Below are 25,768 nucleotides of genomic sequence, written 5' to 3'. Positions count from 1 at the left end.
CCTTTTTTTGTCTCATCTCGCACGTTTCACGAAAAAGGAGGACTTCCCGATGGATTATCAACAAACTGCTAAACGTGTGCTCGAACTCGTCGGTGGACGCGAGAACATCATCACTGCTGCTCATTGTGCAACACGCTTACGCCTTGTCTTGCACGATGAATCAAAGGTCGTTCAAGCGGCACTTGAGGACTTGGATGGTGTCAGTGGTGCATTCTCGAGCTCTGGTCAATACCAGATCATCTTCGGAACGGGTACCGTCAATAAGGTATTCGCTGCTTTTGCACCGTTAGCTGGTGTACAAGTCGATGGAGAAGAACCACTCGACGTCAAAAAGGCTGCGTCTCAAAAATTAAATCCGTTCGCTCGTCTTGCTCGTTCCCTTTCGAACGTCTTCGTTCCACTCATTCCGGCAATCGTCGCTGCTGGTCTCTTGATGGGGCTACTCGGTATGATCAAAGCATTCGGTTGGGTAAATGGCGATTCGCCAATCGTCCAATTGCTCGATATGTTCTCGTCTTCTGCCTTCATCATCTTACCGATTCTAATCGGTTTCTCGGCAGCTCGTGAATTTGGCGCGAACCCATATCTCGGTGCCGTCATCGGGGGAATCATGACGCACCCGTCCCTCTTGAACCCATGGACGCTTGGTAACAGTGATCCTGAAGTCATGAAATTCCTCGGTATGAACATCGAGTTGATCGGGTATCAAGGAACAGTCTTCCCGGTGCTCTTAACGGTTTGGGTTATGGCAAAAATCGAACAACAAGTCCGGAAGCGGACGCCAGAAACACTCGATCTACTTGTCACACCATTCGTCACGGTACTTGTCACTGGATTCCTAGCCTTGATCGTCATTGGTCCGATCGGAACATTACTCGGAAAAGGGATTTCATTCGTACTCGTCTTCTTCTACGAACAGTTCTCGGTCGTCGCTGGTCTTCTCTTCGGTGGTCTTTACTCGACAATCGTCATCACAGGGATGCACCACAGTTTCCATGCGATCGAAGCAGGTCTACTTGCCGATAAGAGTATCGGAAAGAACTTCCTTTTACCAATCTGGTCGATGGCAAACGTCGCTCAAGGTGGCGCTGGACTTGCTGTTTACTTCTTGACGAAGAACGTGAAACTCAAAGCACTCGCCCTACCGTCTGCATTCTCGGCATTCTTAGGAATTACAGAACCTGTCATTTACGGCGTCAACTTACGTCTCGGAAAACCGTTCATCGGTGGTGCGATTGGTGGCGCAATCGGCGGTGGTTATGTCGTCTTGACGCAAGTCGCTGCAAACGCCTACGGATTGACGGGAATTCCGATGATCGCAATCGTCGCGCCACTCGGTGCTACGAACTTGATCAACTATCTCGTTGGGTTCGCAATTGCTGTCGTCACTGCTTTCGTCTCGACTGTCGTTCTTATGCGTCTTGATGCACGGAAACAAAAAGAAACGGACGTTGCTGCTTAATCCTTCATGCGACCAGACCGAGTCCACTGACTCGGTGGTCGCATTTGTCGGTTCGCAAAGGATCAGAATTCGCTTTATAATAAAGAAAAGAATGGAAAGGAGGACGTCAGGCTGATTATTCATAAAATCCTTAATAACAATGCTGTTGTCGTCAAAGAAAATGGACAGGAACGGATTGTCATGGGACCTGGAATCGCTTTTGGAAAAAAGAAAAAAGACCCGATTCAAGCGACGAAGATTGAAAAAATGTTCATCCCTTCATTTGAAAATGCGGAACAATTCAAAGAAATTTTAACGACAACACCACTTGAGATCATTGATTTATCGGAACGGATCATCTCGCATGCAGAAGGTGAACTCCAGACGCCGTTTCATGACTATATTCATGTCAGTCTGACGGACCACCTTGCTCATGCCGTCCGGCTCGCACGTGAACAACTCGTCGTTCATAACCGATTAGCTGAAGAGATTCGCCTTTTATATGGACCGGAATACGCAATCGGGGAATGGGCAGTTCTTGAACTCGAACGTGCCTTACAGGTCACTCTCCCAAAAGAAGAAGCAGCGAATATCGCGCTTCACTTATACAATGCACGCCAAACCCATCCGAACATGGCAACTGCACTGCAGGCGGTCACGTTACTCAATGAACTGCGCGAACAGATCGAAGTCTTTTTTGGACAAACCATCGAAACCTCATCGATGACGTATTATCGTTTCTTCACGCATATGAAATTAGTCCTTGCCCGAATCGAACAGGGAGAAACACTACACGACATGGATGATGTGATTCTATCTGCCGTCAAAACTCGTTACGCCGATGCATATGCCTGTGCGAGTCAGATGGGGAATTGGCTAACGATCGAACTCGAGACGCGTGTACCGGAATCAGAAATCGGCTATATGGCTTTACACATTGAACGAATTCGTCCCGATCTTGAAAGGAGTTCTACGTATGAAAATCTTTAGTTTAGGGGAAGCATTGATTGATTTGATTCCTCTTGATGCCGAAAACATGACATTTCAAAAAAATCCAGGTGGTGCTCCTGCTAATGTCTCTGTCGGACTCGCTCGTTTAGGTGCTGACAGTTATTTTCTTGGAGCCGTCGGAAATGATTCGATGGGACATTTCTTAAAGGATACGTTACATCACTACGGCGTTCGTACTGATCATCTCGTCCACGATGCGACACAAAAAACAGGACTTGTACTCGTTACGAACGGTCAGGATGGTGAACGATCGTTTGAGTTCATTAACGCAGAGCGCGCCGATATGAATTTTCATGAGACACACGTTCCAGAAGACTTCTCCTCTGTCGACTTATTGCACATCGGTTCGATCTCTTTGATCACCGGTGAAGCAGTCAAAGCGACACGAAAAGCAATCGAACGTGCCAAAGCACATCAAGTACCAGTCTCGTATGATCCGAACTTACGAGAATCGCTCTGGCCAAGTCTCGACGACGCACGAACGACGATCCGGTCTGTTTTACCGGATGCTCAAATCGTCAAGCTTGCTGAGGAAGAGTTGACGTTTTTGACCGGACAAACGGATCTTGATGATGGGGCTGCCGAATTGTTAGCAGAATATCCGATCCGTCTTCTTGCCATCACGCGAGGAAGTGAAGGATCGATTCTCTATACGGATCGTGCGATGGCTGTCATCGATGCGATTCCTGTCGACGCCATCGATACGACAGGAGCTGGGGATGCTTTCATGTCCGGTTTACTCTACCAGTGTGCGTTACGCGATTTTTCGTTTGATTGGTCTGAAGATGAACTTCGTGATATCGGTCGATTCGCAGCGATTTCAGGTGGACTTGCTGCTTCTGTCAAAGGCGCGATGGCTGCTTTGCCAACGCTTGACGAAGTCGCGCATCGCTTGAGTTAAATCGATAAATCCGTAGAAAAAGGATGGAAAGTTTCCGGACGCAGTGCCGGAATCTCTCCATCCTTTTCGTTTAATCAATGAATTGTTTCTTCCTAAAGAAAATCAATTAAGGCGTATCGATAAATTGTTTGATTTCGTCTAACGACTCATCTTGTTGCTCTTTTGGCGTCAATGGACTACTGTTGTCCCCTTTTTGTGGACCGTACATACCAAAGTTCGCATGGTTTCCTTGTTCGATTTCATGGAAGATCGCATCTTTTCGAACGTCCTGTTTACTTTTTTCAATATCAGCGACTGGTAAGACACCATCTCGCCCACCATAAATCGTCAAGGAAGGCACATCAATCGAATCAATCGGATATGAGGCGAGGAAAATCATTCCTTTGATTTTTGGATTCTGTTCGACGATCGTTGAAGCTGCACTTCCGCCGAGTGAATGCCCTATCAGATACCACCGTTTGACTTGTGGATAATCCTCGATGATATCAAGTCCTTCATTTGCATCAAGCAAGGCAATCCGAAACGGTAGCTTCGGTATGATGACAAAATGCCCGTCTTTCGCTAGTTGATTGCCGTAATAACTGTAGGCAGCAGCATCGACTTTTGCCCCTTGATAAAAGATGAATCCGACTTCACTCGTCTCTTTTCCAAACGTCACTTCACGTGGAGTTTCCGTCTCCACGTAAGACACTGCTTGCTGCGAAGCATCATAATCGAATTGTGCCCAAATCATAAAGGCAAATATGAGTAGCGCAAGTACTGCAACAATCGTTCCAAGGATTCGTTTACTCCATTTTTTCATGTTATTCCCTCCCTATAGCATTATACTCACTATTATGTGTTAAATCACATATGAAAACAAATAATAGAATTTTCAGTCATTGTAAGCATCCCTATCTCTTTTTCATGAATTGGTTTAAGATAAAATCAATATTGCTTTTTTCGAAAGGAGATTCACGTTTTGCCGCGTACCCTTGTGTCTACGATTCAGTGGTTTTTATTCATCATCTGTACCAACATTGCCCCGCCCCTCGCTATCGCAGCATCGTTTGAACTCTCGGGTGCCGAGACGCTATCCTTCTTATCTCGTTGTCTATTCGTATTTGCCATCTTAAGTCTATTTCAAGTCCTGCTCGGACACCGTCTGCCGATCATGGAAGGTCCTGCTGGAATTTGGTGGGGCGTGTTCGCTCTCTATTCATCGATTGGTGTCACGCTGTACGGCAGTTATTCGAACACGTTGCAATCGCTTGGATTCTTACTCCTACTTAGTGGAATCATCTGTATCGTCTTGACGGTGACAGGTGTCTTACGACGCTTAGTTCCGCTCTTCACTCCCCAAGTCATCGGTGTTTATATGCTATTGTTGTCGGCACAACTTTCAGGTTCCGTCATGAAAGGATTGCTTAATATCGAAGATGGACGAATTCAAGTATTACCTGCGGTTATCTCGATTCTAACCGTCTTGATCTCGCTTTATTTAGAACGGAGTGATCGCTTACGCCAATACGCTTTATTGATCACCTTACTTGTTGGTTGGAGTATGTTCGCGCTGATTGGACGAGCTGAAATGCCAAGCTTCGATGGTCCACTGTTCACTTTACCGAGTCTATTGCCGTTCGGTGGTATTCATGTCGATTGGAGTCTGTTACCGACTGCCCTCATCATTTCGTTACTCTTGATGACGAACGTCTTAGCAAACATTAAAGTCATCGAACGAATCATCAGCGCGAAGCGCGGTGAGACGGTTAAAGGACAAGTTGGTACGGCCGGTATCACTGCCGGCATTGGTCAACTATTTGCTGGTCTATTCGGAACGGTTGGTCCTGTTGCCATTTCTGGAACAGCTGGATTCATTGCCTCAACAGATAACACAGACCGCAAAGCCTTCATATATGCAAATATTACATGTCTCTTCCTCAGTATCGTGTCACCATTCGTCGGATTGATCGCTAAAATTCCCGTCGCCGTTGGTTATGCGATGGTCGCTCCGATCGTTGCCGGTATGGCAATCATCGGTGTCACCGAAGCAGCCCGTGATTTAAATCGCCAAACGGCGATGATCACGGTCGGTCTTCCGGTCCTTGTTGGCATTGGTGCGTTGTTATTACCAAAAGGCGCAACGGCCGATTTACCACCACTCGTGACGACTCTGATGTCAAACGGTCTCGTTCTCGGAACGTTAGTCGCTTTGCTCGCAGAAGGATTACGTCATATCCGGACGAACGACTGATTTGTCATTTTTAACATTATCTGTTATATTGAACTGGTAATTTAAAAAGGAGGTAAATGATGAAAAAAGTAGCGAAAGTTATCGGGGTTCCACTCGTTTTGTCTATCTCATTCTCATTCGCGAGCCCCCATCAAACAGAAGCATTAAATGGTAATGAACCTTCTTATTTTTACTATACGCCTGCAGGAAAGCCTGTCTATAAATCCACTAGTTATGGATCTTGGGTAGCGCAACCTGGCGCGATGCGTGGTCCAATAAAAATGGAAGTAAGTACTACAACTAAAACGAACTGGAGCGTCACAGGTACAGGAGGAATTTCTCGCGGAACCATTGATGGCAATTTAGAGTTATTCTTCGGAAAAGAAAAAACATTAACGACTACTGCTTCGCGTTCGATTCCAAAAGGAAAAAAAGGAACATTTAAGAAGCGTTCTGTTTACAAGCACTATACGCAAAAATATGATCAATGGTTTACTACAGACGGTCACCGTAGTAAAACAGGGAAAACAAAGACGATTAAAATCAAAAGAAAATCAGATATAGAAAGTAAAATCAGCGTCACCAAATAATCAAACGCTAATTTTATTTTTTCTTCGAGATAACTCTAGTCATATGTCTAGGGTTATTTTTTTATTAAAAAATCCCTTTAACAGCAAGCAATCGTGTAGTTCACACTGCATCGTGTTAAAGGGATTATGAAGTTCTCTTAGAAATTAATCCTCTAATTTCTAAGGACTTTTTTTAACGTATACCTTTCATTAGAACTTGCAGTTTTTTCGAGAATGCAAGTAATAATAAACCGAAAAAGACAGCGACTAGACCAGTAATACCAAAATACATCACTTCTGTATTTCGATCGTAAAATTTAACGATTTGTGCATTAACTGCTTGTCCTGTAGCATTCGTCATGAACCATAAACTCATCGTTTGTGCCGAAAAAGCTGCTGGTGCCAGTTTAGTCGTAGCTGATAATCCAACTGGAGAAAGAAGAAGTTCACCAATGACGACTAAAAGGAAGCTGAATACTAACCAAAGTGGACTAACTAAGCCTTCTGTACCGAATAATAGTCCAGGAACCATCATGACGATAAAGGATAATCCAGCGAACATTAAGCCGAATGAAAATTTTTGAAGTGTCGTAGGTTGTCGATCGCCTAACTTAATCCAGATACTCGCAAAGACAGGAGCTAAGGCAATGATGAACAACGGATTCACCGATTGGAAAAGTGCAGGACTGAATTCAAATCCTAAAAAATTTAGCTCGGTGCGTTGATCAGCAAATTTTGATAAGACATATGTTCCTTGCTCTTGGATAGCCCAAAAAATAACAGCTGCTAAGAACAAGGGAATATATGCATAGATTCTTGATCGTTCATCAGACGTAATTTTGGGACTCCGTATCATGAAATAGAAGTAAAAAATCGGAATAATGATCCCGAGAATCGTCACTACAAATGAGAAGGAGTTAATGGTTAACCATCCGATTGTTGTAGCAATCCATCCGATAATAACGATACCGACTATAGAAATCGAAGCTATTTTATAAAAACGTGTTCGTTCTTCTTTAGACATTGGATTTAAAACGTATTGACCTGCTTGACCAAGATTTTTTTTCTTAGTAAGCACAAAAACAACTAATCCTAAAAACATCCCTACGGCAGCTACAGCAAATCCGGCATGAAAACCAGCTTGCAGACGTACGCCATCTACAACGATTGGAGATAAAAATGCACCTGCATTGATTCCCGTATAGAAGATACTAAATCCAGCATCTCTTCGGCTGTCTGTCTTACTGTATAAATCTCCCACGATATTTGAAACGTTCGGTTTTAACAAACCTGTTCCAATGACGATAAGTCCCATTGAAAAGAATAGTGCTGTAGCACCTGCCGGTAGAGACAACACAATGTGACCCGTCATAATTAGGACACCGCCATAAAAGACAGTGCGAGATGTACCGAGTAATCGGTCTGCAATCCATCCTCCGATTACACCAGACATATAAACAAGTGATCCGTAAATAGCCATGATCGAAGAAGCTAACTTTTCATCGATTCCGAGACCACCGTCTTTTACAGAGTAGTACATATAGTAAATAAGGATGGCACGCATGCCATAGTAGGAGAAACGCTCCCAAAACTCGGTGAAGAAGAGGGTGAATAACCCTTTCGGATTCCCAAAGAATCCTTTTTGCGGAACGGTCTTATAGACCTGATCGCGATCAAACTCTGCCATATGATCGGCTCCTTTCACTAACCTTGAATAAGTGCATAATCCATCATCTTTTCCCGCTTTCCCCAAACGATAAGCGTGACGAAACAGATAGGATACGAATACACTGTTTTGCCTGAATTGTCTCACTACTTTTTTTATATATGAGACAGCACTTTACCATTCAACCGCAAATCATTTGATGAGTCAAATATTATTTACATTACAAGAATAACAAAAAGAGCAGTCGACGAGTCGGCTGCTCAAGATTGCATCTGTTTCGATTCAATAATCGTAATTCCGGGTGGAGCATGTAACGTTTCGCGAATCATCGCAGTAGCGACTTGACCGGCTTCAATCGGAGCAATCGCACTCCGTTTCAACAAAGGACGTAAGACTGTCGAAATTTTCGCAGCCGCCTGTTCGCCGAAACGAAACTCATCGCGATCCCCTAATAAGAGCGAAGGTCTGAAAATCAATAACGCATCGTATCCAAGTACACGTAATCCGTTTTCCGTATCCCCTTTTACGCGATTGTAAAAAGTTTTAGCATTTGGATGGGCACCGAGTGCCGAGATTAAAGCAAATCGTGTCGCGCCGAGGTCTAACAATTCACGACCGAGCTCCACTGGATACGTGTAGTCAACAAGACGGAATGCCTCTTGCGATCCTGCTTGTTTGATCGTCGTACCCAGTGCACAATAGACGTGATCGACGACAGGTAATTCAATTTCTGTCACACGATCAAAATCAATCACCCATTCTTCCAGTTTTGGATGAAAACGACGCATCGGGCGGCGAACGAGAACATGAACCTCGCTATACGCCTCTTCTGCCAACAAACGATCCACGAGTTCTTGTCCGACTAGACCAGATGCTCCTAAAATTGCTGCTCTCATACGTTTCTCACTCCTTTTTGCTGTCGACCGATTGGTACGAAATAGGAACGGTTTCCGGTAATCCGTTCTCCTGCACGTACACCGATCGCACTTGGTCTCCCTCCTAAAATAAAAACACCATACATGTACGCGACGTCTCCTTCTTCACGAAGCGGATACATCGGTAATTCTTGATACGCTTGATAGACAGCTGGTTGATCACGAAACGTATGCTGTTCGTTTTTCAGCATAATGTCTCCCTGACCATCATGTACCGTCACCGTATCCCCTTCACGTCCGAATATCGGTTTTTTAACGAAGGGTTGCCGGCTTGCGATGAACGCATCAGCTGATAAGTACGTCGGTAAAAAATAACGCGCAATCATCGCGTGGTCCGTTTCGCTTAAATACGGATGATTGGTTTCGTGTAACATCCAAATCAATGCAAGGACCGACTTCGCTTGCATTAAAAAGGCAGAAGGGGGATTGATGATTTCAAGTCGTCCCGTCTCGACGAGTTGCAATAGTAATTGCCCTAAATTTCGCCCATCTTCATCTCGGTCAAGTAACGCCATTTCGATCGGAAAGGTTTGACGATACAAGATATCAATTCTTCTACCTGCCTCATCGTACAAGCCCTCTTCCGGACGAATCTCTAATGCATCAAGCGGACAGTAAGTCGCTTCATCCCAAAACGACTGTAAGTACTCAGCTGTTAATCGGTCCTCGATATGGTCACCATGTGAGGTGAAAACAACATGCGGATTTTGTTTTGTCCGGTGTCTCGCGGCTTCGATCGCTCGATGGACGGTTGCCTTCAGCCATTTGTTTTCCCCGTCGTTTACGCTTTTAAAACCTTGTTTATTCGCTACGACATCGTTGACTTCAAATACTTCTTTGATGAAGGTCGGCGTATCTGCATTCCACTCCATGAGTGAAATGCGATCATCTGTCGCAATGAAATCAAATCGTCCGATGACGGTCAACGGTCGCATCGTCTCAAGTCGTAAAAAAGCGAGACTCTCGGACGGGAAGCCCAGCTCGAGCAGTGCCTCATCATCCATCGATCGAAGAATCGGAAGGACTTTTTCGAATATCTGGTAAACTTCTTGTGCTGCAATATGCAGTTGATCAATTCGTTCATCTGAGATGGGCATGATTTCCGTCACAGCGTACGGTTCCCCGTCTAGCACATCCCAAAAACGATCAATATCTCCATAAAACGTTTCCCGCTTGTTCATCCGCCGAAAAAGCCGGAAGACGAGCCTGTCCCGAATCCTTTTGTCTTCGTATTATAACTCTTCACTGCTTTTGATTTCGGCGTATATCCTTTTGTTCGCATCGCACTATGCATCAAGGCACGAGATGCGAAATAACTACCACCCCAGTAATAGTATCCTGAATGGGTCGACGAGCTATCATCACAGTACCAAACGCCTTCATCATTATCATATTCATAGTCATCACAATCCGGATCGTCTGGTCGTTCCGCTCGTGCATCATCCGATCCGCAACCACTCAGTGTCGTTCCAATCAACAGTGTTGCAGCTAATGTCGCTTGTTTCATCCAATTCACCGTCTCAGTCCCCTTTCTATTTACTCTCGTTATGGATAGTATACGCTTTTTCAGAGAGAAAAGTTTCTTTGTTCTGCTGGAACTTTTTTTCCTCGAACGTGGTAATAGTATCTATAGAACAAAAAGGAGGATTTACACATGTCACTTGCCTATTATGTTGAAGAAAATGGTGAATTCCATCCGATTTATCAATACGATCGCTATGCGATTGAACCGGAAGAAATCATCGCCCATCAACTTTGTGAATTTCATATCATCGAGGGACATCAATACGAGCTCCGCTCCAATGAGATGGCAGGCGAATACGATCAATTGATCGTCGACCATATCAAAGCATCGCCACGTGCAACAGAAGAACGCGTCTATCCACCTCATCAAATCCATATTGAATTCAGGCAGTTTCTATCAGACAGCGCCCAACCACTCTTAAAAACATCCATGGTTCCAAACCACGTTCAAGCGATGCGTTTTTTGATCAAGGACAAGATTGAAGTCGAAGGACACGGCATTTTTGAACGAGACAGCTGCGAAATCGATATCGATCGGAATTGTTACGTCGTCTATCTCTCAGATACACTTTAAGAAGTAAAATCAAGTCTCTTCATTTCCAAGAGACGTTTTTTTTGGCATACTAGAAGGTAAGAACGAATCAATCGAGGTGAACGAACATGAGTGAACAACCAAAAAAACTATCATTGCAAGAGGCAATGGTCGAACGCTTGAAAGCAAAAAAACAAGCGCAAACAAAACGTCCGACTGGCTTACAAGGGACACAAACGAAACAATTGACAAGCCAACAGACGAAAAAAGCAAACAACCAGAAAAAACGGACAGGCGTCTAAATCACAGGAATTCATGAAATAAGGAGTAATTATGAGTATTTTAACGGTATCTAACTTAAGTCACGGATTCGGTGACCGCGCCATTTTCGAAAATGTCTCTTTTCGCCTGTTAAAAGGCGAGCACATCGGTCTCGTCGGGGCAAACGGTGAGGGGAAATCGACGTTCATGAACATCATTACGTCGCAACTTGAGCCGGATGATGGAAAAGTCGAGTGGGCAAAGCATGTACGTGTTGGTTATTTGGATCAGCATGCCGTCCTTGAAAAAGGATTAACGATTCGAGATGCACTTAAAGGTGCATTCCAGTACATGTTCGACATCGAACAGGAAATCAATGATCTATACGGTAAAATGGGAGAAGTCGAGCCAGAAGAACTCGAAAAGATGCTTGAAGAAGTTGGCGTCTTACAAGATATTCTGTCGAACAATGACTTCTATACGATTGATGCAAAAGTCGAAGAAATCGCACGTGGTCTTGGTCTTGATGAGATCGGGCTCGACCGAGATGTACAGGAACTCAGTGGTGGACAGCGGACGAAAATCTTGCTCGCAAAACTACTGCTCGAAAAACCAGATATTCTCTTACTCGATGAGCCGACCAACTATCTCGATGTCCAGCATATCGAATGGTTGAAACGTTACTTGAATGAATACGAGAATGCGTTCATCTTGATTTCGCACGATATTCCATTCCTCAACAGTGTCATCAACTTGATTTATCATATGGAAAATCAAGAATTGAATCGTTATGTAGGTGACTACGATAACTTCGTCACGATCCACGAAGCGAAGAAAAAACAACTCGAGTCTGCGTTCAAGCGTCAGCAGCAGGAAATCTCTGAGTTGAAAGACTTCGTTGCTCGGAACAAAGCGCGTGTCTCGACACGGAACATGGCGATGTCACGTCAGAAGAAACTCGATAAGATGGATGTCATCGAACTCGCGCAAGAACGTCCACAACCAGAATTCCACTTTCTCCAAGCACGGACACCAAGTAAATTGATGTTCGAAGCAAAAGGTCTCGTTATCGGATACGATGAGCCACTTTCGCGTCCTCTTGATCTTACGATCGAACGTGGACAAAAGATTGCCTTGCACGGTGCGAACGGAATCGGGAAATCGACGTTACTGAAGAGTTTGCTTGGTGAAATCCCAGCTGTATCGGGTGTCGTTGAGCGTGGTGAGAACCTGCATATCGGTTACTTTGAACAAGAAGTCAAAGAGAAGAATTCGAATACGTGTATCGAAGAGATTTGGAATACGTTCCCGTCTCTGACACAGCAACAAGTTCGCGCTATGCTCGCGAAGTGTGGTCTGATGACGAAACACATCGAATCGAAAATCGAAGTGCTCAGCGGTGGGGAAAAAGCGAAAGTCCGTCTTTGTAAATTGATGAATACGGAATCGAACATTCTCGTACTCGATGAACCGACGAACCACTTGGACGTCGAAGCAAAAGAAGAGTTAAAACGTGCGTTACAAGAGTACAAAGGAACAGTCCTATTGATCTCACACGAACCAGAATTCTATGAAGCAGTTGCAACAGACTTATGGAACTGTGAATCATGGACGACAAAAGTATTCTAAGCGACGCTTTACAAAAAGATGGGATGCCCAGAAGGGGATCCCATCTTTTTAGTTCATACACTTAATCATTGCATGATTGTGCATCTTCACGCACACTAGGACTTAGAAAATGGTTATGAAGGAGCGTGTTTTTTTGGAAACGATCACGAAAAAAGCAACACTGTCCTATCTACATGTTCCAAGTGGCGGCTCGGAACAGTTGATTGCCCGCCTTTATTCACCGGAACATACAGAGGATGCACCGTTGGTTGTCCTATTCCACGGATTTCCCGGGAAACAGTTGAACATGGACTGGGCAGTACAACTGCAAAACATGGGGTATCATGTGCTCGTTACCTCGTATCGTGGAACAATCGGTAGTCCTGGAACATTTCGATTCCAGCATGTTTTGGAAGACGCGACGGCGACATTACGTTACGTCTGCTCTGAATCTTTTACAACCGAACATGGGATCAAAGCAGATCAGGTTACCGTTGTCGGTCATAGCATGGGGGGCTTCGCCGGTCTGCATGCCTTTGCTGAGACACCGGAAGCTGCACATTATGTCGGAATTTCTCCGTTTAATTTCGGGCTCGTCGGTCAACTTGTCCTCGAACATCCAGAATACGACACCGTGCTTCACGGCGTACTCGAGCGAGGGGCTGCTTTCCTAAATGGTGCCGCTGCTGACGTGTTACTTGACGAGTTAAAGCAGCATCATACGACATGGAACTTACTGACGTTAAAAGAACGTCTAGCCGATCGCTCGATGTTGCTCATGACATCCGAGCGGGACGAAACCTCAATCAAAGCACTCCATCATGATTTATTGCTATCAGACAGTCCGTTTGAGGAAGCGATCGTCGACAGTGACCACAATTACATCGAGAATCGAGACGCTGCCTTTAAGGAATGGACCACTTGGCTCGTCCAACAATGAAAAGAGCGCTCAGTGTACGACTGAGCGCTCTTTTGCTGGTGTCCGTCGCACGGGACGGATCCGCATTCGATATAGGACGAGCGTGAACATCGTCAATGTCGAGACGGCATACCAAATCGTTGTAAACAGTGTGCCGGTATCCGTACCGATGAATAGACCATGTGCCGTCATCAAAAGCCAAGCAGGTAAGACGAGCCAGTGTGTCAATTTCCAAAGCGTCTTACCTAACGTCTCTTTCAAAAAATCCGAAGTCACGAGAACGAATCCGAATAAATAGAGACTGATTGTTCCTAGCGCATTCCAAAGCGGCTCATAAGAAGCTTGTCCTGGAATCAAGACCTCAAAGATCGTCAGTGGTGCATATGAATCCACAATGATGAGGGTCGCATGTAGGACGATTGCCAGTAATCCTGCCCAGCCACTATATAAGTGGACATGATGTAATCGTGCTTTTTGTTTTTTGAGTGCCGGATATGAACCAAGCAACCCAGCCAGGACAGAAATCGTCATGAAGAAGTGTCCACTTAATCCACTCAACCGAATCATCGTCCAGGTCGAAAATAACCATTTCATCCAGTCCATATCTCACTCGCTCCTTTCTGTTCACTTCGCCATTCCCCAGTAGTATCCAAAATTAATAATCGTCCTTTTGGAAACCAACGAAATAGCTTTTCTTGACGTTCTGTTTCTGTCATCTGAAAGGCAAGCTTCGTCATGACTTCCGCTTCATAGAGTTGCGGAGCAGATGCCGTCACTTGAAGAATTGGGCTTATCGTCGGACGCCCTGTTCGTCCATCTAACAAATGATGATGGGTTTGATTGTCCGTCTTCCACGATCGATAGACGCGGTTTGATGTCGCGACAGCGCCTTGTCGAAATTGAATGTCTGCGACACGTTGTTCCGTCTCAGGATGAGTAATCGTAATATTCCACGGCTCACTATCAGACCAGACGATGACGTCTCCTCCCGCTTCAATCAATCCACGGTTCCAGTTTTTTCGCAGTCGTTGCGCTGCAATCATCGCAGCCGCGCCTTTGCCGATTCCACCTAAATCGATAAAACCGCCTCCGACTCTCGTTACGTCACATCCTTCAATAATGAAAGGGGCGATTTCTGGTGGATCGACTTCGTCATACGCGACGGCTTGTGTAAAAGGGAATGATTGACGATAGCCATTGGCTTGTTGTTGCGCTAACAGGAATGGAGAAAAATAACGTTCCGTCTGTTCGAAGTATCGTGTCGCTCGTGCTAACAAACGTGCTAACGGTAAGGACACCGATAACGTGTCTCCGATTCGCAATCGATTCAAACGACTGACCTCACTCTGATTATCAAAGCGTGACCACTGTCGGTCCACATAACTGAAAAAACGGACGAGTTCCTCCCACTCTGTTTCATCAATCGGCTGATCCGTCACGAAACGTACCTGATTATGCATCGCATACAATTGTCGCTCCATTTTTCTCCTCCTTACCTTGAGTGACTGGACTGACCATCACTCGATCCACCCGGTTGACTGAAGCCAGACGATTCATCTCCTTGCCATTGACCGTCATCGTCATCTTCGTAGTATCCATCATCTTTTCCATACTCGCCTTCATCATCACTATATTGATTTCCTTCGGATGGTAACGTCGTATCATTCGAATACGTATCCCCTGTCGAAACAGGTGTTGTCGAGGAATCGTTCGAGCTGACACTTAATTGACCAATCGCAAGTCCGATGAAGACGGAACTGCTGAGTCCGACGAGCCATTTCGCAAATGGTTTTGGTTTCATCTGTTTCCTCTCCCTTCTTGTTATGTTTACTGTATCGAAAAAAACTGACAACTAACTGACGGCAACTATGGGATAATGAGAAAAAAGAGGAGAGATGTTCATGCGGGTATTGGTGGCAGAAGATGATCAGCGTCTTGCGAAGATGTTACGACTCCATTTGGAGCGGGCAGGATATCAGGTTGATGTTGCGCAGGATGGAGCCGAGGCGCTCCTTCAATGTCAGATGTATCACTATGACTTACTCGTTCTCGATTGGATGATGCCTCGTAAGAGTGGGGTTGAAGTCGCTGCTACCTTACGACAAAAACAGTTTGAAGGTGGCATCTTGATGCTAACCGCTGGCGATACGGAAATCGATCTCGTCCATGGTCTTGATAGCGGTGCCGATGACTATCTCGTCAAACCGTTTCAATCAAATGAACTTTTGGCACGACTGCGTGCGCTTAGTCGTCGTCAGCAAAAAGCGTTTGTTTCGACAGTCACTTTTCACGGGCTAGTCCTCGACATGTCCTCGCAAACGATATCTTACGAGCGACAGCCAATCGATTTAACACGACGTGAGTTTGAATTTCTTTCCTTACTGTTAAGACGACCCGAACAAGTAATGAGTCGGGAATTGATCATCGAAGTTGTATGGGGAATCGGTGCTGATATTACGGATAACGCCCTCGATGCGCTCGTCCGCCTCGTTCGAAAAAAATTAGATGCTGTCGGAGCACCCAATTTGATTCGGACGGTCCGTGGATTCGGTTATCGATTAGGTGATCCCCATGCTTGAATCAATTCGAAAAAGACTTACGTTACTATTCAGTGGTTCGTTTTTTCTTGTATTAGTTCTCATCCTAATCGGGGTGTATGTCACGAACGCTCAATTGTTGAATCGAATGGAATTGAATCAATTGAAGGGAGTTTCGGATCGGGATATCTTCGAACGGATCGAACACGGAGAAGATCAATTCATCCGAAATCCAATCTACTTTCAACTCCTTGATGCTTCAGGAAAACAGCGCTATGCGAGTTTGCCACCAAACGTCGAGACAAAGATACTACGTCATTTCTTGAACTCGAATGATATGACAGAACAAGTAGAATGGGACGATCGACACTTCTTGCTGTATCAACGGAATACAGAACAAGGACAACTCCTTTTGTTAAAAGATATCTCGTCGACAGCAGACACATTACAACGATTGATCGCTATTCTTGCAGGAATTGCTGTTCTCGCAACAATCGTTCTAACGCTCATCGGATATTTTTTGGCCGGTCGAGCCGTCATTCCGGTACAACAAGCATTTGATCGACAACGTCGTTTTACGTCCGATGCTTCACACGAACTACGGACACCACTGACAATCGTCTATAGCGGAATTGAATTACTCGAAGCCGAACACCTTTCAAACGAAGGACGAACGATTTTAGAGGACATTAAAGCGGAGACAGCAGGCATGCAGTACTTAGTTTCCGATTTATTATTGCTCGCTCGAGAAGGACAATCTTCCTCAAAACAAGAGCTTGATCTCAGTTCGCTTGTCCAAAAGACCGTTGAACGTTTTCAACACGCCTACTCTGATCGCGTCATCCATGCCTCGATTACGCCAAACTTACGCATGATAGGTGATGGTCATCAACTGAATCGTTTATTGACGGTCTTTCTTGAGAATGCACTCGTCTACAGCGATGATGCCATTGATGTATCGCTTAAAGAAACAGGGACAGAACGTCAATTGACCATTCATGATCGTGGAATCGGAATCGATTCCGATCAACAAGCAAAAATATTCGAGCGTTTTTACCGAGGCGATCATTCACGTCACGGAACAGGGACCGGTCTCGGCTTATCGATTGCTCAATCAATTGTTGAACAGCATGGCGGTACGATTTCTATTGATTCGACGCTCGGTGAAGGCACGCGATTCGTTATTCATTTCCCAACTCTTTAAATCGTGTCAGTTATCTGTCAGATAAGCAGGGTAAAGTGAAATTATTCTTTACCATACTTATCCAAGGAGGTCTTTGTCATGTTAGGAAATGTACCGCTTCATCCATTACTCGTCCATGCACCAATCGCACTTTTATTATTCGCAACGGTATTATTACTCGTCAGTCTGAAATGGACACAATTCAAACTGTTCGCCCTCTTTACGTTAGTCGCGGGTCTGATTTCTGGAGTCGCTGCCTATCTTTCAGGAGACGGAGCAGAGGAATATGCGGAAGCAAATTTAAGTAGTGTCACACATGCGGCAATTGAAAATCATGAACATTTTGCCCTGTTCAGTCTCGTTGCATTCGGTGTTTCGCTCTTATTCCTTTTAGTTGGTTATCGCTCGAATAAAAAAATATTCTTGTTGCTCAGTTTCATCGTTGCGATCGTCGGTAGTGCGCTACTCGCTTACACTGGACACCTCGGTGGTCAGATGGTATATGCCAAATAAAATAAGAGCCAGTCTATTTCTCTTTTTACGAAAGAAGTAGACCGGCTCTTTTTATATTGTTTCTATTTATTTACGATGTGCGCGTCCCGGGCGACGGTTGTTCGAACGACGTGTGTTTCCACGTCCTTCCGTTTCTTTCCGAGTTCCTTTACTTTGGTCATGCTGTGCGCGAATCGCTTCTTCAGACAATTCAACGACGATTGGCGTGACTGAGATGTTCAATTCCCGCTCCATATCACGGAACGTCCGACCATCTTTTGGTGTCACGATCGAGACCGCAATCCCGTCGTTCCCGGCACGCCCTGTCCGACCAATCCGGTGAACGTAGCTTTCCGCATCATCTGGTAAATCGTAGTTGAAGACGTGTGTCACGCCTGTCACATCCAGTCCACGAGAAGCGACGTCTGTTGCGATCAAGAATTGTGTTTTTCCTTGATAGAACTTCGCCATCGCTTTTTCACGTTTCCCTTGCGTCAACCCGCCATGCAATTCATCCGTCGGATACCCTTGCATTTGCATCTCTTCGTTCAATTTACTAACGCGACGTTGCGTACGGCAGAAAATGATGGCCGCGTACGGACGCATCTCGTCAAGCATCGTCCGTAGTGTCGCCTGTTTCCGGCGATCCGTCGTCTCAACGACGAACTGCTCGATCGCTTCTACGGTGATACTTTCCGCTTCCACCTGGACTTCGACCGGGTTACGCAAATACGTTTTCGCGAGTTCTTCTACTTTAGGTGGCATCGTTGCTGATAACATCATGAATTGACGATCAACTGGTGCCGCTGCGATGATATCTTCGATTTCTGGTAAGAAACCAATTTGCAGCATTTGGTCTGCTTCATCTAAGACGAGCGTCCGTAATTCACTTAAATCAAGTGTTCCACGACCAACATGATCGAGAATCCGTCCTGGTGTACCAATGATAATTTGTGGCATCCGACCCAGACGTTGAATCTGTTTAAAGACGTCTTGTCCACCGTATACAGCAAGGGCACGATACTGCTCCGTGTTCCGAATCAGTTTATGTGTCTCATCGGCAATTTGTCGCGCAAGTTCACGTGTCGGGGCGACGATCAGTGCTTGAACCGTTTGTGATTCGACATCGATTTGCTCAAGAATCGGTAAGAGAAACGCTAATGTTTTCCCTGTTCCCGTTTGTGCCTGTCCAATCAAATCGCGTCCTTCAAGTAATGATGGAATCGCTTGCTGTTGAATTGGTGTCGGCTCCTTAATGCCTTGTTTTTGTAATTTTTTTATCCACAGATCGCTGATGTGTAATGTTTCAAATGTTGACATGATATATCCTCCTAAAAATTATCCACAGAAAAAAGCTGTGGATAACCTGCTTCGCATAGACAAAAACAGTTATCCACAGCCGTGCTCTATTCAGTATACACAATTTACGCGTTTGTTGCTTCCTGTTTTAACTTCCGGTCTAATACGAACGTACCGAACGGGATGAATGATGCGATAAATGCAATACCCGCCTTGACGATCGACCAATCGTATTTAAATTTTACAACTGCGAGCCAGACAGCGTACATGACGAACAAGACACCGTGAAGTGCACCGACGACAGATACGGCTTGTGGAATGTCTGCCATATATTTTAACGGCATCGCAATCAACAACAAGACTAAAAACGAGATTCCTTCTAATATCGCAATCATTCGGAATTGCCCAAGCGTAGTTCTTAACATCCCGTCACTCCTTTTTCTTAATTCCTGTTCTTAGTATACGGGATGGACGATCCATCTGTGACCTGTGTCACAGGATTGTCAGATTTCGAGTGGTCGTAACCGTGCTTCGATCGCGGCTCGTTTTGGTTCAAGAAACGGTGGTAATGCTAGTTTCTCACCTAACTTTTCAACTGACTCATCCGTTGCGAATCCTGGCGTGTCCGTTGAAAGTTCAAATAAGATATGATTTGGTTCTCGGAAGTAAAGGGCTTGGAAATAGTGACGATCGACTTTTCCAGAGTTCGGTAAGTGATAGGCATTCAGGCGTTCGACCCATTTCTCATACTCATCGCTGTTCGGTACACGGAATGCGACATGATGCACACCACCACGGCCTAAACGTTCCCGATCGAGATCTGGACGCGTTTCGACATGAACCTCTGCCCCGATACCCCCTTCTCCTGTCGCATAGACTTCGATTGGAGCAAAATCACCTGCTAACGATGGATATGTTCCTACTTTTCGGAAGCCCATGACTTCCGTCAGTACACGAACGGTCAACGTCGGATCGTTGACTGTCAATGTTACGGCTCCAAGTCCTACGATCGCGTGCTCCGAAGGAATCTCTTCTTGCGGCCATGGTACACCACCTGCGACGCCTTTTTCACCGTCTTCTGCAACAAGAATCAAGCGCGTCCCCTCCTGATCACGAAACGCCAGTGTTTGGCGACCTGCCCGTTCGACGATCGCATCGTAATCCACTTCTTTTTCTTTAAACCGTTTCTGCCAAAACTGAAGGGAAGCTGTCGTTTTGACACGAAGGGATGTCGAAGAGATACTTGATGCTCCCGGTACACCCGTTCCAAGATGCGGAATATCAAAGAAAGTTAAATCGGTTCCTGGATTCCCCTCCGCATCGCCATAAAACAAATGATACGACGTCGTATCATCTTGATTGACGGTCTTTTTGATTAGACGCATACCTAGTATTTGCGTGTAAAATTGATAATTCCGTTCTGCCATGCCTGTTAAGATCGACACATGATGAATTCCGAGTAGTTCCATCTTCGTCACTCCCTGTTAATGATTTGGTAATTGAAGTATAACGCACTAATATCTTGAATTAAAGATATTAGTCAAATAAAAAACCGTCCCTCCGAAAAGGGACGATTGAATAGTTGAAATTAAAGTTTTACGACGTTAGCAGCTTGTGCTCCACGTGCGCCTTCAGTGATTTCGAACTCAACTTCTTGACCTTCGTCAAGAGTTTTGAAGCCTTCACCAGTGATTGCTGAGAAATGTACGAATACGTCTTCTCCGCCTTCAACTTCGATGAAACCGAAACCTTTTTCTGCGTTAAACCATTTTACTTTACCTGTGTTCATGGGAACAACCTCCAAAAATAAATTACTTAATACATATGCTGAGCATATGAAAAGAATTCATTATTGTCCCGAAATACATGGAGCAACGAAAAGATTGTTCGTGACACGATGTGAATCCGTAATGACAATAACAATATTAAGCTAACGTAAGTATAGAATGGATGCGCTTTAAAAGTCAAGTTGTCAGACCAATGTTTTTTCCAATTGATTCCACTTATTATACGTAACTAAAATAAAAAACCAGTTCAGCCGAAACTGAACCAGTTTTTTATTTTAACGGTGGATCCAGACAGCTCCAGCAGAGTTATCTTTTGCTTCACCAATGACTTCAATCTTCAAGCCGTTGTTCGGAAGCAATTTTCCTGCATCCGGAATTAACTGATTGATGTACGATTTTGAATCATCGAATTTCGTCACACCTGGAAGACCTTTATAGTCGTACGTTCCACGTGATGGGGAATCAATCAACCATGCAGGTGCTTTATCAAAGCTAAACGCAGCATCTGCGATTTGGTAACGTGTGCTTCCTGTCGTAACCGGCTTACCATTGAGTGTTCCGACGATTGCTTCAGGATGGGAGTCAACAACTCCAAGGAATCCTTCACCTGGGTGTACACCAACCCAGTTATCGTCGAAGCTTGAATCACCGTACCAAACGACAAGCCCTGTGTTATACTTCACGCCGCGTGCATGTTCGAGTGCTTTATCCGAACCTGCATAGTTACGCCATTCGAGATAGTATGCGTTATCTGCGTAAGAAAAACCGTCTGATGTAACGAAACCGTCAAGCGTGAATTTCGGTGTACCTTCTGCATCGTCTTCAAAGACGACTTTACCGTCGACTGTCAACTTCGCGTTATCAAGCGCAAATCCGTCAAGTGCAAGTCCAGCATCCCCAACGTAATCAAATTTCAATGTGACTTTCTTACCAGCGAATTCGCTCAAATCATAGGATTTATCCACCCATGCTCCTTTTGTTGATTCTGCACGCTGATCGCCATCTGTATCTTCATCACCAATCGTATCGATGACTTTCGATTGACCATCCGCAGTTGCTGTAACAGTCAAGAAGTCATAATCGTACTCGACATCATAAAGTGTTTTGAAATCAAACTTTGCTTCTTTTGCATTCGTCAAATCAAACTCTGGTGATGTCATCGACGTATGCAAATCATTTCCTTTCGTACTATAGTAGTACTTTTTACCAAATGCCGGTGCAATACCTTTTACAGGTTTTTTCGGTAGGTTGACTTTGATAATGCCTGGGTTTTTCGATTTTGTAACACTTTGATCGAGGTACGAAGCTGTTCCTAACTTATCGAGAGAATCAAAATCGATTTGTTGGATATTCGCCCAGTTCCCGCCCATCACATTTTGGAAAAATTCTTTATTTTGTGGTGAGAAACTTGTTGGTTCTGTTCCTGCGATATTTCCGTTCCAACTACCACCACTCATGATAGACCATGAAGCGACTGGTTCACCTTGCCCCGTGTACTTCGTATCGTACTCATCCGGTAATCCGAGATCATGACCGAATTCGTGTGCAAAGACACCAACTGCACCATCCTCAGGCTGCACTGTATAATCATAAGCAGCCATCTTTCCACCCCAGTAATCAACACTTGCTGTCGTATTCGCTACTGGATGAACACCATCTAACGTCCATCGGTGTGACCAGATTGCATCGTCACCAAGCGTACCGCCACCTGCTTCTTGTCCTGTACCAGCATGGATGATCATCAAGTGATCGACAAGACCATCTGGTTCGTTCAGGTTGCCGTCTCCATCCATATCATATTGGTCGAACTTATCATAATCTGCTAAATTAACTCCAGCTTTAACAGCAGCAGCTAAGGAGTCCTTAACGAGACCACGTGGTCCTTTTGCTCCCGGTAAGTTATCATTTCCACCAGCTGGATTATCAGAACCATAATCCTTCGCCGTTCCCGGAACCGTCAACCAGTTTGAAACCGTACCGTCTACTGTGTAACTTCCACCAGATTGTTCTTCATAGAATTGTTTAAACGTCTTTACCTTATCTCCGTTAAAGAGTTCAAACTCCTTGTCTCCGAACATAAGATCCTGATAGTGTTTCTGATTAAAGTCATTCGAATACATATATCCTGGCTCTTGAACGACGTTATTATGCTTAAAATCACTATATTCAACGAGAAGAACGAGGACTTTATCCGTTCGTGTTGCACCGTTATAGGCTGCCTGTTTTGCTTTGTCCACTTTGACGAAGCCATTTGGATTGCCTTTTTTATAGTTACCATGCTTCTTCTTCAATTGCTTCGCAAGCTTATCTTTTTGTTTCGTCAAAAAGTCCTTCGTTTTTTTATCAAAAGCTGCTTCCTTGCTTGATTCGTGTTCATGATCACCTGCTGGTTTACCGTTTGCTTTTTTGTCCAGATACTTTTGGACGGCTTGTTGCTTCGCTTCTGCTGATGCTGCTTTTGAAATGACCCCACGTTTTTCAAGCACCTTCGCTAGTCGATCCTGATCGATCGTGTTTAAATCCATTGGTGCACCGACTGTTGCCTTTTCTGCTGCTTGTACCGATGTTACCTGCCCACCAGGTAAGACCGGACCAACAGCAAAGGCTGCTGCCGTAATTCCAGACAACACGGCTACGCTAAGCTGTTTCTTTTTCCCCACGTGAATTGACCCCCTATGTAGTAGTGAAAAGTACGTGTTTACTATACTTTTCTGAATATTCAAATCTTAGTTTATTTTATTTCGTTAATCAATCTCTTTTAAGATAATTAGTTCTTTTCGACCAGACCTATTTTTTGGAATTTAAATTAATCAGTTTTTAAAATCACTTTCCTTTTTTGTAAAAATGACCATGTTTCATACTTTATTTCACGGTACGCTGAAAGCACTTTGATTACAGAATAAGGAGAATACAATGAGCACTTTACAACGTTTTGAACGTCACTTACTTAGAAACTATCTGATTGGTTCATTCGTCGCTGTGTTCGGCGTCGGGTGTCTGTTTATTTTTGAGACGCTTACCTTCACTGGAATAGAACAATTGACTTTAATCGGTATCATGACCGTGTCTATTAGCCTGATGTTTTTACTGGAGTACACAGTCTACTCCCGACATGTCGCTTCTTTACGCCGATTTTTTCAAAACGACATTCCTTCACTCGTCTCTTTTCAAGAAGCTTATCAAACGGTACATCGTTTTCCGGTCTTGACTGTCCGACGTATCATGGGGCCACATTTTTTAGGTCTGTCGATTCCCTCATCTTTGCTAACAGCACTCGCGATTTCTCAAGGGTGGTTACAGATGCCGTATTATTTGATTGGTCTTGCTTGTTTTGGTGCCGTTCTTGTCGCAATTCTGCATGCTTTAATTGAATTTTTTCTTACTTATCGTGTTACTGAACACATGCTACTCACACTAGAGAAGTACGCGTTCGAACACGGATTTGATTTCCCTAGAAAAACGACGGTCGTCACGCTAAGGCAAAAAATGCTCATTAGTACACTGATCATCGGTGTTTTTCCGATCATGCTGTTCGTCCTCGCTTCAGCTGTTCAGCTAACAGAAAATGAAAGCCTTCGTTCCTACTGGAGTTGGGCGACGCTCATTTTAGTCGTCATCTTATCCGTTGCGACGTTTTGTAGCTTGCTTCTCTATGAAAACATCCGTAAACCCATTGCTACTCTTCAACAAGGGATTCAAGATGTCGAAAATAATCAACTCGTCTCGTTGCCGAATCCGTATTCGGACGAGTTCTCCCACCTCGTTTCGGGTTTTAACCTGATGATGGAAGGAATCAAAAAGCGGGATACAGAAAATGAACAGTTACTCGATAGCCTGTTCACCTTATTCGCTGCGACACTGGATGCCCGAGATCCTTACACGGCAGGTCATTCTGTTCGTGTTGCCGCCTACTCAGTTGAAATCGCTACCGCTGCTAATTTACCGATTGAACAAATTGAATTGTTACGTAAGTCAGCGCTATTACACGACATTGGAAAAATCGGTATTCGGGACGATGTGTTATTAAAAGAAGGTCGTCTTACTGACGAAGAATTTCAAATCATACAGCAACATCCAGTCATCGGCGTGCACATTCTATCGCAAGTTCAACTTCCAAAGACGTTACAACCGATTCTTCCCGGGGTAAAGTACCATCACGAACGCTATGACGGAAAGGGGTATCCGGAAGGTCTTGTAGGAGAGGACATTCCACTCTTCGGTCGAATCATGGCTATTGCTGATGCATATGATGCGATGACATCCGACCGTCCTTATCGTAAGGGAATGCCCGCAGAAAAAGCCTTATCGATTTTAGAAGAAGGTATGGGCACACAATGGGACGCCACCTTTACGCGTTTATTTCTAAGCTTGAAGCGTTCGCCCGTCGAGGACGTGTCATAAGAAGGAAGGGAGTTTCTGATGCATCCAAAAATTGTTGAACGCCATGAATTTTATTTTGTTGGACTTGGACTGACTTGTGAAGAGAACGAGTTGCATACATTGATGCCGGAACTCTGGCGTGAATTTTCAAGACGTTCGCATGAGATACCTGCAAAACTGGACAGTTATCCGCTCGACATCTCGCTCGAACGACATGGAACCAAATATTCGCAATGCGTCGGATATCCTGTTTCGTCGCTCGAACAGATTCCCAAAGGTATGAAAGGTCACCGGATTCCTGCTGCACGTTATGTTTTTTGGAAGCACGAAGGACCGGATATCGAAATTTGGAAGTCATTTGAGAAAATCCAACGTTTTGCTTCAAAACAAGGAATCGAACTCGATCCACATGACTTTAAGATTGATGAGACACGAGATGACGTTCATCATCTCTATCAACGGATTCTCTGAACCATTCTCTTGAATGGTTCTTTTTTGTGCTGAAATATCT

The 25,768-nt window shown here is 44.6% G+C and carries 27 protein-coding genes; 14 read left to right on the top strand and 13 right to left on the bottom strand.

Features of this window, described 5'->3' with window-relative positions; all coding sequences use genetic code 11:
* Positions 1-49: 49 nt before the first annotated feature.
* The 3 genes from ACV3PA_RS03315 to ACV3PA_RS03305 all read left to right on the top strand — a co-directional run bounded on the left by ACV3PA_RS03315 (position 50) and on the right by ACV3PA_RS03305 (position 3,353).
* Positions 50-1,462: a sucrose-specific PTS transporter subunit IIBC gene (locus tag ACV3PA_RS03315; RefSeq protein ID WP_456125620.1), complete on the top strand. Its 1,413-nt coding sequence runs from the start codon at positions 50-52 to the stop codon at positions 1,460-1,462.
* 111 nt (positions 1,463-1,573) lie between these two features.
* On the top strand, positions 1,574-2,431 hold the full coding sequence (locus ACV3PA_RS03310; RefSeq protein ID WP_235504818.1) for a PRD domain-containing protein: 858 nt from the start codon (positions 1,574-1,576) through the stop codon (positions 2,429-2,431).
* Complete coding sequence (locus ACV3PA_RS03305) at positions 2,418-3,353, top strand: carbohydrate kinase family protein (protein WP_053452080.1); 936 nt, start codon at positions 2,418-2,420, stop codon at positions 3,351-3,353. The genes ACV3PA_RS03310 and ACV3PA_RS03305 overlap by 14 nt, the downstream gene beginning before the upstream one ends.
* A 106-nt stretch (positions 3,354-3,459) precedes the next feature.
* Here ACV3PA_RS03305 and ACV3PA_RS03300 read toward each other — a convergent pair whose 3' ends face one another.
* A complete protein-coding gene (locus ACV3PA_RS03300) occupies positions 3,460-4,155 on the bottom strand; it encodes an alpha/beta hydrolase (protein WP_456125619.1) in 696 nt (231 codons plus the stop codon).
* Between the two features lie 159 nt (positions 4,156-4,314).
* Between ACV3PA_RS03300 and ACV3PA_RS03295 the strand changes: the two genes are divergently transcribed.
* The gene (locus ACV3PA_RS03295; RefSeq protein WP_053452079.1) at positions 4,315-5,586 is read left to right on the top strand and encodes a purine/pyrimidine permease; all 1,272 of its coding nucleotides are present in this window, start codon (positions 4,315-4,317) and stop codon (positions 5,584-5,586) included.
* Between the two features lie 59 nt (positions 5,587-5,645).
* On the top strand, positions 5,646-6,155 hold the full coding sequence (locus ACV3PA_RS03290; RefSeq protein ID WP_053452078.1) for a hypothetical protein: 510 nt from the start codon (positions 5,646-5,648) through the stop codon (positions 6,153-6,155).
* Positions 6,156-6,327: 172 nt separating this feature from the next.
* Here ACV3PA_RS03290 and ACV3PA_RS03285 read toward each other — a convergent pair whose 3' ends face one another.
* The 4 genes from ACV3PA_RS03285 to ACV3PA_RS03270 form a co-directional block, all read right to left on the bottom strand.
* Positions 6,328-7,821, bottom strand: a complete 1,494-nt coding sequence (locus tag ACV3PA_RS03285; protein ID WP_053452077.1) for a peptide MFS transporter — start codon at positions 7,819-7,821, stop codon at positions 6,328-6,330.
* Between the two features lie 239 nt (positions 7,822-8,060).
* On the bottom strand, positions 8,061-8,696 hold the full coding sequence (locus ACV3PA_RS03280; RefSeq protein ID WP_053452076.1) for a Rossmann-fold NAD(P)-binding domain-containing protein: 636 nt from the start codon (positions 8,694-8,696) through the stop codon (positions 8,061-8,063).
* Positions 8,693-9,916 carry a glutathionylspermidine synthase family protein gene (locus tag ACV3PA_RS03275; protein WP_053452075.1) on the bottom strand — a complete coding sequence of 408 codons (1,224 nt, stop codon included), beginning with the start codon at positions 9,914-9,916 and terminating at the stop codon, positions 8,693-8,695. The genes ACV3PA_RS03280 and ACV3PA_RS03275 overlap by 4 nt, the downstream gene beginning before the upstream one ends.
* Positions 9,913-10,242 carry a hypothetical protein gene (locus ACV3PA_RS03270; protein WP_053452172.1) on the bottom strand — a complete coding sequence of 110 codons (330 nt, stop codon included), beginning with the start codon at positions 10,240-10,242 and terminating at the stop codon, positions 9,913-9,915. The genes ACV3PA_RS03275 and ACV3PA_RS03270 overlap by 4 nt, the downstream gene beginning before the upstream one ends.
* 147 nt (positions 10,243-10,389) lie before the next feature.
* On the opposite strand from ACV3PA_RS03270, the gene ACV3PA_RS03265 reads away from it, so the two are divergent.
* The 4 genes from ACV3PA_RS03265 to ACV3PA_RS03250 all read left to right on the top strand — a co-directional run bounded on the left by ACV3PA_RS03265 (position 10,390) and on the right by ACV3PA_RS03250 (position 13,600).
* A complete protein-coding gene (locus ACV3PA_RS03265; RefSeq protein WP_053452074.1) occupies positions 10,390-10,833 on the top strand; it encodes a hypothetical protein in 444 nt (147 codons plus the stop codon).
* 86 nt (positions 10,834-10,919) lie between these two features.
* Positions 10,920-11,093 carry a hypothetical protein gene (locus ACV3PA_RS03260; RefSeq protein ID WP_197499335.1) on the top strand — a complete coding sequence of 58 codons (174 nt, stop codon included), beginning with the start codon at positions 10,920-10,922 and terminating at the stop codon, positions 11,091-11,093.
* A gap of 31 nt (positions 11,094-11,124) precedes the next feature.
* Positions 11,125-12,681 (top strand): ABC-F family ATP-binding cassette domain-containing protein, encoded by a 1,557-nt coding sequence (locus tag ACV3PA_RS03255; RefSeq protein ID WP_053452073.1) that lies wholly within the window; start codon positions 11,125-11,127, stop codon positions 12,679-12,681.
* 133 nt (positions 12,682-12,814) lie between these two features.
* Complete coding sequence (locus ACV3PA_RS03250; RefSeq protein WP_053452072.1) at positions 12,815-13,600, top strand: alpha/beta hydrolase family protein; 786 nt, start codon at positions 12,815-12,817, stop codon at positions 13,598-13,600.
* Between the two features lie 9 nt (positions 13,601-13,609).
* On the opposite strand, the gene ACV3PA_RS03245 is transcribed toward ACV3PA_RS03250, so the two are convergent.
* The 3 genes from ACV3PA_RS03245 to ACV3PA_RS03235 are packed head-to-tail and all read right to left on the bottom strand — an operon-like array spanning position 13,610 to position 15,380.
* Positions 13,610-14,182: a ferric reductase-like transmembrane domain-containing protein gene (locus ACV3PA_RS03245; protein ID WP_053452071.1), complete on the bottom strand. Its 573-nt coding sequence runs from the start codon at positions 14,180-14,182 to the stop codon at positions 13,610-13,612.
* Entirely contained in the window at positions 14,170-15,060 is an 891-nt protein-coding gene (locus ACV3PA_RS03240; protein WP_053452070.1) for an FAD:protein FMN transferase, read from the bottom strand. Before ACV3PA_RS03240 ends, ACV3PA_RS03245 begins: the two co-directional genes overlap by 13 nt.
* Before the next feature lie 11 nt (positions 15,061-15,071).
* Positions 15,072-15,380 (bottom strand): hypothetical protein, encoded by a 309-nt coding sequence (locus ACV3PA_RS03235; RefSeq protein WP_456125618.1) that lies wholly within the window; start codon positions 15,378-15,380, stop codon positions 15,072-15,074.
* 100 nt (positions 15,381-15,480) lie between these two features.
* Between ACV3PA_RS03235 and ACV3PA_RS03230 the strand changes: the two genes are divergently transcribed.
* From ACV3PA_RS03230 to ACV3PA_RS03220, 3 genes are all read left to right on the top strand, one after another.
* A complete protein-coding gene (locus tag ACV3PA_RS03230) occupies positions 15,481-16,158 on the top strand; it encodes a response regulator transcription factor (RefSeq protein ID WP_456125617.1) in 678 nt (225 codons plus the stop codon).
* Complete coding sequence (locus ACV3PA_RS03225) at positions 16,151-17,320, top strand: sensor histidine kinase (RefSeq protein ID WP_053452067.1); 1,170 nt, start codon at positions 16,151-16,153, stop codon at positions 17,318-17,320. Before ACV3PA_RS03230 ends, ACV3PA_RS03225 begins: the two co-directional genes overlap by 8 nt.
* Before the next feature lie 78 nt (positions 17,321-17,398).
* The gene (locus ACV3PA_RS03220; protein ID WP_053452066.1) at positions 17,399-17,812 is read left to right on the top strand and encodes a DUF2231 domain-containing protein; all 414 of its coding nucleotides are present in this window, start codon (positions 17,399-17,401) and stop codon (positions 17,810-17,812) included.
* 66 nt (positions 17,813-17,878) lie between these two features.
* Here ACV3PA_RS03220 and ACV3PA_RS03215 read toward each other — a convergent pair whose 3' ends face one another.
* The 5 genes from ACV3PA_RS03215 to ACV3PA_RS03195 all read right to left on the bottom strand — a co-directional run bounded on the left by ACV3PA_RS03215 (position 17,879) and on the right by ACV3PA_RS03195 (position 23,537).
* Positions 17,879-19,111 (bottom strand): DEAD/DEAH box helicase, encoded by a 1,233-nt coding sequence (locus ACV3PA_RS03215; protein WP_053452065.1) that lies wholly within the window; start codon positions 19,109-19,111, stop codon positions 17,879-17,881.
* Between the two features lie 104 nt (positions 19,112-19,215).
* Positions 19,216-19,515: a DUF3817 domain-containing protein gene (locus ACV3PA_RS03210; protein WP_053452064.1), complete on the bottom strand. Its 300-nt coding sequence runs from the start codon at positions 19,513-19,515 to the stop codon at positions 19,216-19,218.
* Positions 19,516-19,593: 78 nt separating this feature from the next.
* A complete protein-coding gene (locus ACV3PA_RS03205; protein WP_456125616.1) occupies positions 19,594-20,559 on the bottom strand; it encodes a ring-cleaving dioxygenase in 966 nt (321 codons plus the stop codon).
* A 119-nt stretch (positions 20,560-20,678) separates the two neighbouring features.
* A complete protein-coding gene (locus ACV3PA_RS03200) occupies positions 20,679-20,879 on the bottom strand; it encodes a cold-shock protein (RefSeq protein WP_023469752.1) in 201 nt (66 codons plus the stop codon).
* A 273-nt stretch (positions 20,880-21,152) separates the two neighbouring features.
* Positions 21,153-23,537 (bottom strand): immune inhibitor A domain-containing protein, encoded by a 2,385-nt coding sequence (locus ACV3PA_RS03195; protein ID WP_053452062.1) that lies wholly within the window; start codon positions 23,535-23,537, stop codon positions 21,153-21,155.
* A gap of 253 nt (positions 23,538-23,790) precedes the next feature.
* Here ACV3PA_RS03195 and ACV3PA_RS03190 point away from each other — a divergent pair, with 253 nt between their 5' ends.
* Together ACV3PA_RS03190 and ACV3PA_RS03185 are read left to right on the top strand one after the other, a co-directional pair.
* Positions 23,791-25,278 (top strand): HD domain-containing phosphohydrolase, encoded by a 1,488-nt coding sequence (locus ACV3PA_RS03190; RefSeq protein WP_053452061.1) that lies wholly within the window; start codon positions 23,791-23,793, stop codon positions 25,276-25,278.
* Between the two features lie 18 nt (positions 25,279-25,296).
* Positions 25,297-25,728 (top strand): GyrI-like domain-containing protein, encoded by a 432-nt coding sequence (locus ACV3PA_RS03185; RefSeq protein WP_053452060.1) that lies wholly within the window; start codon positions 25,297-25,299, stop codon positions 25,726-25,728.
* Positions 25,729-25,768 lie beyond the last annotated feature (40 nt).

This window comes from Exiguobacterium sp. EA-TM-5, assembly GCF_053878415.1.
This window is presented reverse-complemented; position numbering and strand designations above follow the sequence as displayed.

What these genes read in the sequence shown, in the direction of transcription:
- ACV3PA_RS03185 (WP_053452060.1), top strand. Translation starts at nt 25,297, where the DNA reads ATGCATCCAAAAATTGTTGAACGCCATGAATTTTATTTTGTTGGACTT.
- ACV3PA_RS03235 (WP_456125618.1), bottom strand. Translation starts at nt 15,380, where the DNA reads ATGAAACCAAAACCATTTGCGAAATGGCTCGTCGGACTCAGCAGTTCC.
- ACV3PA_RS03215 (WP_053452065.1), bottom strand. Translation starts at nt 19,111, where the DNA reads ATGTCAACATTTGAAACATTACACATCAGCGATCTGTGGATAAAAAAA.
- ACV3PA_RS03240 (WP_053452070.1), bottom strand. Translation starts at nt 15,060, where the DNA reads ATGGAGCGACAATTGTATGCGATGCATAATCAGGTACGTTTCGTGACG.
- ACV3PA_RS03225 (WP_053452067.1), top strand. Translation starts at nt 16,151, where the DNA reads ATGCTTGAATCAATTCGAAAAAGACTTACGTTACTATTCAGTGGTTCG.
- ACV3PA_RS03265 (WP_053452074.1), top strand. Translation starts at nt 10,390, where the DNA reads ATGTCACTTGCCTATTATGTTGAAGAAAATGGTGAATTCCATCCGATT.
- ACV3PA_RS03220 (WP_053452066.1), top strand. Translation starts at nt 17,399, where the DNA reads ATGTTAGGAAATGTACCGCTTCATCCATTACTCGTCCATGCACCAATC.
- ACV3PA_RS03300 (WP_456125619.1), bottom strand. Translation starts at nt 4,155, where the DNA reads ATGAAAAAATGGAGTAAACGAATCCTTGGAACGATTGTTGCAGTACTT.
- ACV3PA_RS03290 (WP_053452078.1), top strand. Translation starts at nt 5,646, where the DNA reads ATGAAAAAAGTAGCGAAAGTTATCGGGGTTCCACTCGTTTTGTCTATC.
- ACV3PA_RS03275 (WP_053452075.1), bottom strand. Translation starts at nt 9,916, where the DNA reads ATGAACAAGCGGGAAACGTTTTATGGAGATATTGATCGTTTTTGGGAT.
- ACV3PA_RS03260 (WP_197499335.1), top strand. Translation starts at nt 10,920, where the DNA reads ATGAGTGAACAACCAAAAAAACTATCATTGCAAGAGGCAATGGTCGAA.
- ACV3PA_RS03285 (WP_053452077.1), bottom strand. Translation starts at nt 7,821, where the DNA reads ATGGCAGAGTTTGATCGCGATCAGGTCTATAAGACCGTTCCGCAAAAA.
- ACV3PA_RS03280 (WP_053452076.1), bottom strand. Translation starts at nt 8,696, where the DNA reads ATGAGAGCAGCAATTTTAGGAGCATCTGGTCTAGTCGGACAAGAACTC.
- ACV3PA_RS03245 (WP_053452071.1), bottom strand. Translation starts at nt 14,182, where the DNA reads ATGGACTGGATGAAATGGTTATTTTCGACCTGGACGATGATTCGGTTG.
- ACV3PA_RS03190 (WP_053452061.1), top strand. Translation starts at nt 23,791, where the DNA reads ATGAGCACTTTACAACGTTTTGAACGTCACTTACTTAGAAACTATCTG.
- ACV3PA_RS03255 (WP_053452073.1), top strand. Translation starts at nt 11,125, where the DNA reads ATGAGTATTTTAACGGTATCTAACTTAAGTCACGGATTCGGTGACCGC.
- ACV3PA_RS03270 (WP_053452172.1), bottom strand. Translation starts at nt 10,242, where the DNA reads ATGAAACAAGCGACATTAGCTGCAACACTGTTGATTGGAACGACACTG.
- ACV3PA_RS03315 (WP_456125620.1), top strand. Translation starts at nt 50, where the DNA reads ATGGATTATCAACAAACTGCTAAACGTGTGCTCGAACTCGTCGGTGGA.
- ACV3PA_RS03305 (WP_053452080.1), top strand. Translation starts at nt 2,418, where the DNA reads ATGAAAATCTTTAGTTTAGGGGAAGCATTGATTGATTTGATTCCTCTT.
- ACV3PA_RS03205 (WP_456125616.1), bottom strand. Translation starts at nt 20,559, where the DNA reads ATGGAACTACTCGGAATTCATCATGTGTCGATCTTAACAGGCATGGCA.
- ACV3PA_RS03210 (WP_053452064.1), bottom strand. Translation starts at nt 19,515, where the DNA reads ATGTTAAGAACTACGCTTGGGCAATTCCGAATGATTGCGATATTAGAA.
- ACV3PA_RS03230 (WP_456125617.1), top strand. Translation starts at nt 15,481, where the DNA reads ATGCGGGTATTGGTGGCAGAAGATGATCAGCGTCTTGCGAAGATGTTA.
- ACV3PA_RS03200 (WP_023469752.1), bottom strand. Translation starts at nt 20,879, where the DNA reads ATGAACACAGGTAAAGTAAAATGGTTTAACGCAGAAAAAGGTTTCGGT.